The sequence below is a fragment of the Photorhabdus sp. RW14-46 genome, assembly GCF_963887965.1.
GTDB classification, from domain to species: domain Bacteria; phylum Pseudomonadota; class Gammaproteobacteria; order Enterobacterales; family Enterobacteriaceae; genus Photorhabdus; species Photorhabdus laumondii.
Genome location: NZ_CAWPHH010000001.1, coordinates 292,586 through 305,430, shown reverse-complemented (window position 1 = coordinate 305,430; position 12,845 = coordinate 292,586). Strand labels below are relative to the sequence as shown.

At 39.7% G+C, this 12,845-nt stretch carries 8 protein-coding genes; 4 read left to right on the top strand and 4 right to left on the bottom strand.

Annotated elements, in window-relative coordinates; all coding sequences use genetic code 11:
* Positions 1–9 precede the first annotated feature (9 nt).
* The 3 genes from AACQ38_RS01285 to AACQ38_RS01275 form a co-directional block, all read right to left on the bottom strand.
* Positions 10–1,269: a Fic family protein gene (locus AACQ38_RS01285; RefSeq protein WP_339367017.1), complete on the bottom strand. Its 1,260-nt coding sequence runs from the start codon at positions 1,267–1,269 to the stop codon at positions 10–12.
* A 44-nt stretch (positions 1,270–1,313) separates the two neighbouring features.
* Positions 1,314–2,225 carry a recombination-associated protein RdgC gene (gene rdgC / locus AACQ38_RS01280; protein WP_165577220.1) on the bottom strand — a complete coding sequence of 304 codons (912 nt, stop codon included), beginning with the start codon at positions 2,223–2,225 and terminating at the stop codon, positions 1,314–1,316.
* A 205-nt stretch (positions 2,226–2,430) separates the two neighbouring features.
* The gene (locus AACQ38_RS01275) at positions 2,431–5,325 is read right to left on the bottom strand and encodes an aldehyde dehydrogenase family protein (protein WP_113049514.1); all 2,895 of its coding nucleotides are present in this window, start codon (positions 5,323–5,325) and stop codon (positions 2,431–2,433) included.
* A gap of 1,869 nt (positions 5,326–7,194) precedes the next feature.
* On the opposite strand from AACQ38_RS01275, the gene AACQ38_RS01270 reads away from it, so the two are divergent.
* Together AACQ38_RS01270 and AACQ38_RS01265 are read left to right on the top strand one after the other, a co-directional pair.
* A complete protein-coding gene (locus tag AACQ38_RS01270; protein WP_165577219.1) occupies positions 7,195–9,150 on the top strand; it encodes a bifunctional 2',3'-cyclic-nucleotide 2'-phosphodiesterase/3'-nucleotidase in 1,956 nt (651 codons plus the stop codon).
* A gap of 84 nt (positions 9,151–9,234) precedes the next feature.
* Positions 9,235–10,008 carry a ribonuclease T2 family protein gene (locus AACQ38_RS01265; RefSeq protein WP_165577218.1) on the top strand — a complete coding sequence of 258 codons (774 nt, stop codon included), beginning with the start codon at positions 9,235–9,237 and terminating at the stop codon, positions 10,006–10,008.
* 25 nt (positions 10,009–10,033) lie between these two features.
* Here AACQ38_RS01265 and AACQ38_RS01260 read toward each other — a convergent pair whose 3' ends face one another.
* The gene (locus tag AACQ38_RS01260; protein ID WP_165577110.1) at positions 10,034–10,408 is read right to left on the bottom strand and encodes a hypothetical protein; all 375 of its coding nucleotides are present in this window, start codon (positions 10,406–10,408) and stop codon (positions 10,034–10,036) included.
* Positions 10,409–10,527: 119 nt separating this feature from the next.
* Here AACQ38_RS01260 and AACQ38_RS01255 point away from each other — a divergent pair, with 119 nt between their 5' ends.
* Together AACQ38_RS01255 and AACQ38_RS01250 are read left to right on the top strand one after the other, a co-directional pair.
* Positions 10,528–11,133, top strand: a complete 606-nt coding sequence (locus AACQ38_RS01255; RefSeq protein WP_165577217.1) for a DUF1062 domain-containing protein — start codon at positions 10,528–10,530, stop codon at positions 11,131–11,133.
* 48 nt (positions 11,134–11,181) lie between these two features.
* Positions 11,182–12,696, top strand: coding sequence for an MFS transporter (locus AACQ38_RS01250; RefSeq protein ID WP_113024695.1), 1,515 nt, complete (start codon positions 11,182–11,184; stop codon positions 12,694–12,696).
* Positions 12,697–12,845 lie beyond the last annotated feature (149 nt).

Sequence of the window (12,845 nt, the reverse complement as noted above, 5' to 3'; positions counted from 1 at the left end):
TACTTTTCACTATTGGTGGTGATTTTTTAAATTTACCCCTTTTTCCGTCAAGCGATAGCGCTGTAATGGACTGCTCGGTTTTTCTGGATGGCTCATTTCAATTAATCCTGCTGCCAAAGCGGGTTGCAAATAACGTAGACGGAATGAATTACGATCTTTTAATCCAAGGGCGGATTGCAGTTGCCCACGGTTCATTTCCCCTTTTAATACCATAATGAGTTGTTTAACTTGTTGGGTAGCCTGATGGGTAGCCTGATGGGTAGCCTGATGGGTAGCCTGATGGGTAGCCTGATGGGTAGCCTGATGGGTAGATGTCAGAATTGCATCACGGATCATGTGCAGCATAAACTCAATAAACGGTGCACAATCAACAAGTTGGCTACTGAGATTAATTGCCTGATAGTAATGAGCTTGATGTTCATAAACCAGGCTTTCAACGGGAATAAATTCAAATAAAGGGTTCCAGTGGTTTAAGATTAATGTTTGCCATAATCTGCCCATTCTGCCGTTTCCATCGGCAAATGGATGGATGAATTCAAATTCATAATGGAAAATGCAACTGGCTATAAGTGGATGAATATCAGTCGATCCTAACCAATGAAAAAGGTCACCCATCAGCTTTGGAATCCGGTTTGCCTGTGGAGCCATGTGAATGACTTTTTCTCCATCCATCACCCCGACGCCGCTGTGTCGATAACTGCCGGCATTATCTAGCAATCCCTTCATCAGAACATAATGGGCTTCCAGTAAGTTTTGCTCTGATGTGAAATGCCAATGGTTAAGCTTTTCATAAGCCAAGATAGCGTTACGCGCTTCTTGTATTTCACTGATCGGTGCAATAACTCGCTTTCCTTCAATAATGGCTGTGATTTGGCTTGCATCAAGTAAGTTACCTTCAATTGCCAGTGAACCCTGAATTGTGCGTATCCGATTGATACGCCTCAATCGCAGGGCTTTTATTTGTTCCTGTTCTGTGCTTAACCGCCCGATGTTCTCACTGATTTCAGCAACTAATTGGATCATTTTAGCTGTAATCGAGAAAGGCGGCTGATAGCCTTTTGTAGCTGAATTCATTGAATACCTAATTGGATTAATGGGATTATCGTGACTAGCTTTAACGTTATCATTGGCACTGAAATAGGTTGATATTATCGCCAGTAAGGGGGAAAGAGCAATATACCCGTTATCTTTCAAGTTGCTCCCTTGCCATCGCGATGCATCTTGAAATCCATAGGGTATATAAGGTTGAAAAAGAGATAATAATGCCACTTTGAAAAATAGTTCAAAGCGGCAAATAGCATTAAAGGTTGAGGTTATTTTTCTGCTTCGCCGCCTAGTGCTTCAATGGTGCTGTTAATCAGCGCACTTAATTCACCGGTCATCAGAATAAAGTCAGCATCAAACCGTTGGGCAAAATCTTCTCGATCGATGTCATCATTTTGTTCACGCAAAGTATCACTGAATTTTATGCGCTTGAAAGTACCATCATCTGACAACATAAATTGAATACGTTCTTCCCAATCGAGCGCCAGTTTAGTGACACATTTGCCAGCTTCTATATGAGTAGCGATTTCATCAGAAACTAAATCTTGTTTTTTACAACGGATCACGCCACCTTCTTCCAGAATAGCTTTTAATTCAGCTTCATCCATTAAAGCAAAACCTGTTGGCAGAGCACCGGAACGTACCCATTCGGTCAGGGTTAATTCTATTGGGTTTTTAAATGTCAGGGGAACAACAGGTAAAGAACCCAAGCTTTTTCTCAATAATGCCAAATTATCTTCGGCCCGTTTAGCACTGGCAGCGTCAACAATAATTAGATTATTGGCGATATCGATCCAAATATAAGTTTGGCTGAATCGGCTAAATGCCCGTGGTAGCAGGGTATGCAATATTTCATCTTTTAGAGAGTCTTTCTCTGTTTTTTTAAGTTTGCGATGCTGTTCTCCTTCCAGTTTTTCAATTTTTGCTTGTAGTGCTTGTTTGATAACCGGTGAAGGTAACATCTTTTCTTCTTTACGGGCGCAAATCAGAATTTGATTATTCGCGACATGGGTGAAGGCGTCACTGTGTGAACCCATTGGTGGCACCCAACCTGTTTTCGCCATATCTTGACTACCACATGGGGTGAATGCTAACGGACTCAATTGTTTTTCCAGTTCATCCGCAGAAAGTGAAGTTTCTCGGTTTAAACGGTAAATCATTAAATTTTTGAACCACAACATAAAATTACCCCATATTTTTGCTCAATGAATCGGGAGCATGACCAACATAAGGTAGCATGATAGCGAATCACAGGGATAAGCCCTAGTATCTTGTGTCAATTATCCTGATTGATGATTTTTATTGAACGCTGAGACACGCCGTGCTTATTTGTGGAAGTACGGCGCGGTCAGGTCATCCGTTGAAGTGAGGACTCACCGGAGTAGTTTAAATTCCCGCTTGAACGCAGTGGCGTTTTTCACTCTTTGGCGTGGGAGGGGTATCAAAGGGTTCAATTAAATAATGGTATATATCACGCTGTGGCAACGTACTGCCATTAATCCTATTACCTTCGTACCAAAGGCATGAAGCCGCCGGCCCTTGACCACCATAGGGAAGGTAACCGTGTTCTTCCCGATGTAAATCAGTATTACTCAGAATACTATCGGGTAAGTGAAGGCGTTCGCTGAGTTGATGATGGATATAGTCACTGGTACCAAACAAAGATATATACATAGCATTAGCAGAATACAAAGGATCGGAAAAATAATGGATTAAATCTTGATCCTGATAATATCTTTGTAAGAAGAACACAGGAGCAAAAAATTCTTTATAATTGCCACCTAATGATAATTCTTTCTCGAAAACCGTTGGTTTTATCATGCCATTGATGGGATTAACTTCTCCTCCATAGGTGCAATAGGGTCTATTGACTTTAAATAATGAAGCAATTTTTATGCTGTGATCAATATCGCTATTGGGACCGACTATATTTTTATAGTCACTATAAGGACCAACTCTATCCTCAATATTCTGCAAATCAGAGATTAATCGTTGCTTGAATAAATCGTATATATCATTGTGTACTAATATGGCGTTTGGACCAGCACAATCCTGCCCTTGATTGTAAAGAACAACGCGTTTTGCACTTTCAACAGCCAGATTAATATCTGCATCTTTTGAGATAATAAGTGGATTATGACCGGCGCCATTAAGAATAAATAAGGTATTTTTTCTGAAATGTTTACGTACTTTGAGCGCATTCTCTGGCGTTCCCGTAAAGATTACTGCATCAGTTATTTTTACGCGTTGACTTAAAAATAACTCTTTATCTTCATAAGAAATAGATAATGTTGGAGAAAATTCGGATAAATTAATAACCGCCTCAAATTTTTTGTAATGTGTATGCATTGCTGTCGGCGGGCGTATGCACACGTTTTCTGCCATAAGTGAAGGGATAAAACCAAAACATACAGAAGCGTAAATGGGTTGGTTAAGCGGGAGAAATGATGTCACACCATAAATTTTCTTTTTGAAATATTCTCTGTTGTTCTCAATATTATTCAAGACATCTATTGAACGGAGAATTTCATCTTCGGTGACGTTTTTACATTGATAGCCAGAGAGTGCTTCAACTAACGCCTCACTATTCTTCTGTAAAGCGGAAGAAAGTTCATCACATTTTTTCCTGATTTCGGTGAAATTAATTTTACTGTATAACTTAGTCATATATGTTTTGTTCTCCTCAATGCTATTGTTTAGTAATCTCTCTTTTTGAGATTTGTTAATTTCGTTGTTAACGATGTTTTCCTCATTTTTTTGGGATGGGTTTTTATATGGGTTTTTATGTGGATGGCTAAAATGGGTTAAAATATGCTGCATGCAATTTAAATCTAACCATGTTTTAATTCGTGGGCCTTTGGTATCACCAAATAACCCTCGGTAGAGCAGAGGCCATATTTGGGATGATTTATCATCTGAAAAATGGTCTTCATATGTAGTGATTATATGTTGGAAAAGTTGATCTTTAGTGGATATTTCTCCTGAATTTATTGAGTTGGCAATGGCTGAGAAATATTTTTCTTCTTTAATGTTTTGTAACCCTTGATTTTCATTTTCACATGTCCTGATATAATAATGATAACTTATTTCCAATTCCTGATCTGAAATGGATTCTCCCGGTTTTTTATAGCGATTTAGAAAATTTTCAGCCGCGAGTTTACTTGCTGGTTTTGATGCGTGTAATATTCTTGCTATCTTCGAAAAAGATAGTCTTTTTCCATCTTTTTGCGAAATATTAACTTGATCATTGAGATGTGGTGCCAGCGCGACATAAAATTTAGACGATCTCTGTGGCTCTTTTGAGAGGTAAGTGCGAATTGCGTCTCGTGTGAGCAGATGGCGAATATCATCTAAAGAGAAACTATTTCCTTTCGATTTTGATATTTTTTTACCTGAATCATCAAGGAAAAGCCCATATTTGTAAAAACGTGGAATTGGCCGGTCTAATGCTCCCGCGATCTGGCGAGCAACATCGGCAGAAGCCAGCAAATCTTCACCATGCATTTCAAAATGAATGTTTCTGGCAAGGAGGCGCATACCCCAGTCGGCTTTCCACTGAAGTTTAGATTTACCGTTTAGTACCGAAATAGTTTGCTCTTGGTCCAATATTTCATTTTTATAGAATTCCCGAATTTCTACGCCATATTCATAACCGGGTTTATTAATGACTTCATCTCCAGGTATGTAATAGGTTATTTCGCCTGATGCAGGGTTCACGTCTGTAACGATAATATGTTCAAGTACGGCACCCGTTCTTTCAGAAATGGGCATGATCATACTGTAGGTTCTTTGTCTTAAAGATCCGGTAGATTCCTTGCATATTTGGTTTAGCACTAAAAAATTTTGTAGGAATAGTTTGATTTCGTCATTGTAATCGCCATTTTGATAGGCTAAAGAGTTTCTGACTAGCTGACACTCTATTTCGTATTCTGTGGCGAGCTTCATAAGTTGATACTCCGCCATTTCAGAGAATGACGTGAAATTTCCGAAAGGGTCTGGCACCTTGCTTATCGGTTGGCCTAGATAAGGCGTTAATTGTTCAGCATTTGGAATATTCAAAGGCACTTTTCTGAAAGGGTCCAAATCATCTGAAATGAGATAAAAATTAACTGTTCTACCTGCTTTCTCCAATTCGGTTTTGATGAGATTGGCTCGGAGGATTTCACAAAGGGTTCCTATGTGTGGCAGCCCTGTAGGTCCGAAACCCGCTTCGATATTGATTGATTCCTCGTAGGGTATAGCCTGATTAATTGCGAGGGCTTCCTTGACATACCATTTCATTTGCAGTTACCTCCATCATAATGTTTTGATTATTTTAGGATTAATGGTGATGAATAAAGACAGTAGAGGTGTTATTAACTTGTCAGGAAATCCTCAGTAATCCTGATGAGAAAAAATGCTTTAACTTTAAGATGTTATATTATTTTATGTTTTTTGTTTTGACGTCAGCGATTAACCTGAAAATCGCTTTAAAATTAATGAATAGTTAAGGCTAGTTCTAGCTAATTAACTATTACTATATCCCGTTATCTTTCAAGTTGCCTCTTTGTTGGCTGCACTCGCTCACCCCGGTCACATAGTTTGCTATGCTCCCGGGGATTCGCTTCCTTGCCGTCGCGATCCATCTTGAAATCCGTAGGGTGTATAATCAATTATTGAGATAAACTTATTCCAAATGCTTTCGGCTCTGCAAGAGTGCTGAAATGATAAAGTTCAATGATATTCTTTATAATGTTAAATAAAATTAATGTAATTATTGTTTCTGGTCAAGAGGGAAACATAAATTTTTTTATTTTTTCTTCATTGCTGAATTGAGTGAGATAGTGGAGCGATGGGTGGATGTGTCATGCTGATCAGAAAAGTCGATTATAGTAATTCTAGTGGTGTCAAAGTTATTAATAAATTATAATTTTAAAAATAGTAATTTTATTATTTTTTCTTTTAAATCAGTATGATAATTAATTTTTATATTTTGTTTATAAATTTATTCATTATTTTTGTTTTATTTTAAAAAAATAAATTTTTTTTACTTATTATAATATGATAAATATATGTATATATTTGCACGAAATAACTTTAATTGATTTTCGAGATTGATTTTATGTAAGATTAATAACATTGTTTTTTATGGTTTTTAATGTTTTTTTATTTTTGAGTTAAAGTTAATTTATATTTAAATTAATTATTAAAGTTTTAATATTTAAATTGTATTTTTTATAAATAATGTAATTAATAAAATTAAAAAGATAAAGTTACCTGATGATGTGATTATTATCACAAATAATTGTAACTATTTTTTTGCTTAACGATGCAATTGTGCATTTTATCACGAAAATTATTTTTGTTTTTATTTATTATATAGTTACAATAGATTGTTTGGTTGAAAGTTATATCAGAAAATTGAAACTTTCATAAAATCACTCTTTTTTGATTAAAATTTTTCATAATTATAACCTAAATTAACGATTATTTTATAATTAAAAACCATAAAAGTTTATATAAGGAAACCATAATATGGATAATAATTGATTGGTTAAAAGTATTTACAAATTATTAACAAATTTGTTTTATACGGTAATATTATGAGCGGTATTTATTAGCTTGAATATTTTACCGGCTCAATGGAATAGAGAGATTTTTGTCCAGAAATAAAGCTAATAATTAAATACAGAGCATTATATACCCTATGGATTTCAAGATGGATCGCGGCGGCAAGGAAGCGAATCCCCGGGAGCATAGGTAACTATGTGACCGGGGTGAGTGAGTGCAGCCAACAAAGAGGCAACTTGAAAGATGACGGGTATAGATATTTTATTCTTACTTAACTTAACTTAAACCGTGTTAATGTTATGGGAGGAGTGAGATCTTGGCAAAGTGGTACGCTTGCGGGTAACTCTTGGCGTGATAGAAATGAAAAGACCCTAACTATAAAAAAACAGATTTATCTTGTGGATTGAGATAAACGTTTTGCAGTTTCTCAGTACAATAGCCTGCGTTTGTTCGTTGAAACGGCATATGATGATGTGTACAGCGACAATCCAGCTTATGAAAATAAAAGATAGGTGACGCTCATCTGTATTTGTAAGTTGACAGTGATAGTAGGAGAGCTAATTTTGAATCCTCCAAAACTACCTAAAAAAGAGGTGTGAAATGGTTAACAATGTGTTGAAAGTCTCCACATTAACCTTATTGGTCGCATGTAATGTCCATGCTGCAACAGTTGATTTGCGGGTAATGGAAACATCTGATGTTCACAGTAATCTGATTGATTTTGATTACTTTAAAGATAAACCTACAGAACAATTTGGTTTGGTACGCACAGCGAGTTTAGTTAAAGCTGCCAAAGCAGAAGCCTCTAACACCATTCTGGTCGATAACGGTGATTTGATTCAAGGTAGCCCACTGGCTGATTACGTGGCCGCAAAAGGTCTTAAAAAAGGGGAATCTCATCCAGCACATCAGTTAATGAATACAATGGGTTATACCGTGGGTAACTTTGGTAACCACGAGTTTAACTTTGGTTTGGATTATCTGAAAAAAGCCATTGCCGGTGCGAAGTTCCCTTATATCAATGCCAACATCATGGATGCGAAAACCGGTAAGAACTATTTCACCCCCTATATTATTGTTGATGCGCCAGTAAAAGACCGGGAGGGTAAAAATCATACCATCAAGATTGGCTATATCGGTTTTGTACCGCCACAGATTGTTATCTGGGATAAGGTCAATCTGGATGGGAAAGTTGTCGTTAACGATATCACTGAAACCGCGAAAAAATTTGTTCCTCAAATGAAAAAAGCGGGGGCAGATTTGATTATTGCTATTCCTCATTCCGGTTTTTCCAAGGAGCCTTATAAGGCAATGGCTGAGAACTCGGTTTATTACTTGAGTGAAGTTAAAGGTATTGATGCGATTATGTTTGGTCACTCACACGGTGTGTTTCCAAGCAAAGAATTTGCCGATATTAAAGGCGTTGATGTTGCCAAAGGTACGGTTAACGGTATTCCGGCTGTTATGCCCGGCCAATGGGGTGATCATTTAGGTGTTGTTGATATGGTTATCGACAACGAGGGTGGGGCCTGGAAAGTGACGGAAGCCAAAGCGGAAGCGCGCCCGATTTATGACAAAGTGAATAAAAAGGCACTGGTTGAGCGTGATAGTGAATTGGCGAAAATTATTGGGCAAGCTCATCAGGGAACGCGGGGTTTTGTCGGTAAATTGATTGGCAAAGCGTCTGCCAATATGTATAGCTATTTGGCTTTGATTCAAAGTGACCCGACAGTGCAGATTGTGAATGATGCACAAGCCGATTACACGCGGCATTTTATTCAAGGTGATCCCGATTTAGCGGATATTCCTGTTCTGGCCGCTGCGGCACCATTCAAAGTTGGCGGGCGTAAAAATGCACCCGCAGAGTTTGTTGAAGTTGAAAAAGGTGATTTAACCTTTCGTAACGCAGCAGATTTGTATCTCTATTCCAATACACTGGCTGTTGTGAAAGTCACCGGTGCTGATGTGATTGAATGGTTGGAGTGTTCGGCCGGCATGTATAACCAGATTGATCCAAATTCAACTCAGCCGCAGTATCTGTTGAATTGGAGCGGCTTCCGTACTTATAACTTCGACATGATAAGTGGCGTGAATTATAAGATTGATCTGACTCAACCTGCTAAATACGACGTTGATTGCCAGATCATCCATCAAGGGGCGAATCGTATCAAAGAGCTGACTTACCAAGGTAAACCGATCGATCCTCACGCTAAATTTCTCATTGCTACCAATAATTACCGCGCCTATGGCGGTAAATTTGCTGGCACAGGTGAAGATCACATCGCATTCGCTTCACCGGATGAGAACCGCGCTATTTTGGCGGCTTACATTGTCAAAATGTCTAAACAGAAAGGGATAGTAACGACCAAAGCAGAGAATAACTGGTCGATTATGCCAATCAAAACTGACAAGAAATTGGATATCCGTTTCGAAACGTCTCCAAGTGAGAAAGCGGCGAAATTCATCAAAGCATTTTCTCAATATCCAGTGAAATATTTGGAAAATGATGAGATCGGTTTTGCGGTGTATCAAATTGATCTGACTGAAAAAAAATAATTTTAATAGTCGCCTGCCCTAATTTGGGCAGGTTTTTGTTTGTTTACCATCAACAGGGAAATAATTTCCCATAAAGGAATGAAGATGCGTTTTTTTAATTTATTATCAGCAATATTCGTTTTACTGATTGTGGGTTGTGCGAAGCAACCAGAAGTGACTGACTCGTTGGCGTCTCTATCAACATTGGAAGAGGGGGCATCTTGTATCTTACCGGCTACTCCGCCGAAAGATTATGACTATGTTGCTAAAGGTGATCGTTATGGTCAGAACGCAACCGCATCGACAGATTACTTCAAACTGGCTATTAGTTATTCTCCTGCATTTTGTAAGGGCAAAGCAAAGAATATTGAGCGCCTGAAAAAGAGTAACAAACTTGCTGAAGCGCAGCGTGAATATGAAAAGTTTGAATTGCAATGTTTCTCCAAAAACAAATTTAGTTGGGTGATTCACGGCTTGTGGGCGCAAACCTGTGATAGTAAATCAATGGCGCAGTGCCGTGATTGGTCTGATGTCAGAAAACATCCACGTCTTTGCAAAGGGGATTTGCCGCCACTGGATTATCAGGTGATTAAACCTTATCTGTGCGCTTCTCCAGGGGCAGATTTGTTACAAAGTGAGTGGGAAAAACATGGTGTTTGCGCGTTTACAACGCCAGATCAATTTTTCAGTAAACAGCAAGAACTGTTTGATGGATTGGTATTGCCGAGTGATCGCCCATCTAATGAGCAGTTAATTAAATTCCTCCAGAAAAATAACCCATCGTTAAAGGGAAAAACCATTCAGATCAATCGTGATGAATTATACATTTGCTACAGCAAAAATTTCGACGTGATTGATTGTCCAAAGCGTGAGTTGTGATGGTTCTCCTTTCTATAAAGGAAAATCACCGTGATGTGCCTGACCTGCGGTAACGTGGGTCAGGTTTGCCTTCTCTTAATCGTCTATACCCGTCATCTTTCAAGTTGCCTCTTTGTTGGCTGCACTCACTCACCCCGGTTACATCGTTATCTATGCTCCCGGGGATTCGTTCCCTTGCCGTCGCGATGCATCTTGAAATCCATAGGGTATATAATGGCGATGATATCCCGAAATAAACGGCGTCTGATGCAGAAAACTGCCCAGAAAAAATATTGCTTGCAGGCTTATAGCAATTCACGTCAAGCTCTTCTGTCTTCTGTCTTCTGTCTTCTGTCTTCTGTCTTCTGTCTTCTGTCTTCTGTCTTCTGTCTTCTGTCTTCTGTCTTCTGTCTTCTGTCACCTAAGCAACGAATTGATAAAGGGTTTCAAGATCTGATGTTATAGAATGCCATCAAAATCAGATCTGAAATTGACCAATTTAGCCGTAGCTAACTTGACCAATTTAAACGTGGATCTATCATGACAAATAGAAATGTTATCTGGTTAGTAAGGCCCGTAGGCTATCAGGCCATTTTGAAACGTTGCCCTGGCTGTGAAGTAAAAAAGGAGTTTTATCCAGCCGGCACTTTTAGGGTTAATGCGCAGAAAAAAGTCTTAGATGTGTGGAGTATCTATAAATGTGAGAAATGTGATTACACCTGGAATATTGATATTTTTTCCAGGATTCATGTCAACAAATTGGAAAGCAATTTGTATGAACGGTTTTTGCATAATGATCAAGATGAAATACGACGGTATGCATTTGATTACCGCGTATTGGCAAAAAATAGAGCTGAACTCGGCACTGCTCCTGACTTTATCATCGAAGGTAAAAAGCTTCAGGACATCGCTCAAATTCCAGCGGCAGAGATCACAATACAGCTTGAATATCCCATTCCTATCAGGTTGATCTCAATCTTGACCAAAAAGCTCGCATTGTCACGTAGTCGAGTGGAGAAGCTCGTTGGGCAAGGCACTATTCAGGGGGTAACGGAAACGGAATTAAACAAAAAGTTGAAACGTGATATCACTCTTAGCGTTAACGTTAACAATTTATTGCAAGAATATGATAGTTATTGCGTCTAAATGACGCCAGATTTCCTGGAGATGACATAGGCAGTAAAAATGAATGAAATGAATACGATAAAAAAATGGTGGGTGCTCACTGCTGTTTCAGTCGCGTTATCGCTGGTTGCTATCGATATGACCGTGTTATATACCGCGTTACCGAGTCTGACCCACAGTTTGGGGGCGAATACAACGGAAAAGTTATGGATAGTGAATATCTATCCTCTTGTCGTCTCTGGGTTGTTGCTAGGCGCGGGTACCTTGGGAGATCGCATCGGGCATAAACGGTTGTTTGTTTATGGTCTCATCATCTTTGGCTTCTCATCCTTGATAGCGGCCTACTCCTATTCGCCAGAAATGTTGGTGGTTTCTCGGGCATTATTAGGGGTTGGGGCGGCAATCATGATGCCTGCCACACTGTCGATTATCGCTTTGACATTCGAAGATGAAGATGAGAAATCATTTGCCATTGGGATTTGGACAGCGGTTGCTTCTGGCGGCGCGGCAATAGGTCCCCTGATTGGCGGCGTATTGCTTGAATATTTTTGGTGGGGATCAGTGTTTCTGATCAACGTTCCTCTGGTGATTTTGACACTCATTCTGTCGTGGTTGTTTGTCCCAACAGCGAAAACAGATTCGTCTCACCCGTGGGATCTTATTGGCTCATTGCAGATCATGGTTGTCTTGATAAGCTTCGCCTATGCCATCAAAGAATTTGCCAAACGGGAGCCTTCTTATATTGGAATATTGATAACTTCCACTCTGACGATAGGTTTTCTGACGTTGTTCATTCGACGGCAAAAACGCAGTGTGCATCCGTTGATTGATTTTGACCTGTTCAAAAGCCCGGCCTTCTCATCTGCGGTTATCGCCGGGCTGGTGGCTTCCGCCTGTTTGATGGGCCTTAATCTGGTGTTAAGCCAGCGTTTGCAACTGGTATTATCATTAACGCCTTTGCAATCCGGGCTCTATTTTCTGCCTTTTTCATTGGGTGCGATTGTTGCAAGTCCTGTGAGTGGTTGGGTTCTTCCTCGCTTAGGGAGTGCACGCTTCCTTATAACCTCGTTGTTGATGTATGCCATTGCCATACTGGCGCTCATGGCGAGTTTTTCAGCGCCGCTACCTTTGCAGATAGTTTGCTTTTTTGCGCTCGGGACATGTCTTGGAGCAACAATGACTGCGGCATCCAGTACTATCATGCAGGCAGCACCGCCTAATCGGGCAGGGATGGCGGCGTCCGTTGAAGAAGTTTCCTATGAATTGGGTGGGGGATTGGGCATTGCGATCATGGGTAGCATTATGTCATTTATCTATAGCTATTTCATTGAAATTCCAGTGGATTCTCCTATCTACGATGTGGCTAAAGATGGTATTGATGGCGCATTGATTGCGGCAAAAGAGATGGCGCCGGATGCGGGGCAGGCTTTGGTCAGCCTTGCTAAGTCAGCATTTGATGATGCTGTTTTTTCTGTGATGGGTGCTGCGTCCCTGTTTCTTCTGATGATGGCGGTGTTGGTATGGTTCAATTTCCGCCGCTCCTCACTGAGTAATACATCTCATGCTGCGATTCATCGTCAGTGAAATCGGTGAGCAGGGTTGATTGTACCAGTCGTTTCTTAATAGGAAATTAATGGTTGAATAAGGGAACCGCATTTTTACTGGTTCCCTGACCCAACACACTGGCGGCTAGTCGGGTAAGTTCCTCGACCCAGTATTCTGGGCGGCCTCTT

Coding starts and splice junctions, on each gene's coding strand:
- rdgC (WP_165577220.1), bottom strand. CDS start 2,225: ATGTTGTGGTTCAAAAATTTAATGATTTACCGTTTAAACCGAGAAACT.
- AACQ38_RS01275 (WP_113049514.1), bottom strand. CDS start 5,325: ATGAAATGGTATGTCAAGGAAGCCCTCGCAATTAATCAGGCTATACCC.
- AACQ38_RS01270 (WP_165577219.1), top strand. CDS start 7,195: ATGGTTAACAATGTGTTGAAAGTCTCCACATTAACCTTATTGGTCGCA.
- AACQ38_RS01265 (WP_165577218.1), top strand. CDS start 9,235: ATGCGTTTTTTTAATTTATTATCAGCAATATTCGTTTTACTGATTGTG.
- AACQ38_RS01255 (WP_165577217.1), top strand. CDS start 10,528: ATGACAAATAGAAATGTTATCTGGTTAGTAAGGCCCGTAGGCTATCAG.
- AACQ38_RS01250 (WP_113024695.1), top strand. CDS start 11,182: ATGAATACGATAAAAAAATGGTGGGTGCTCACTGCTGTTTCAGTCGCG.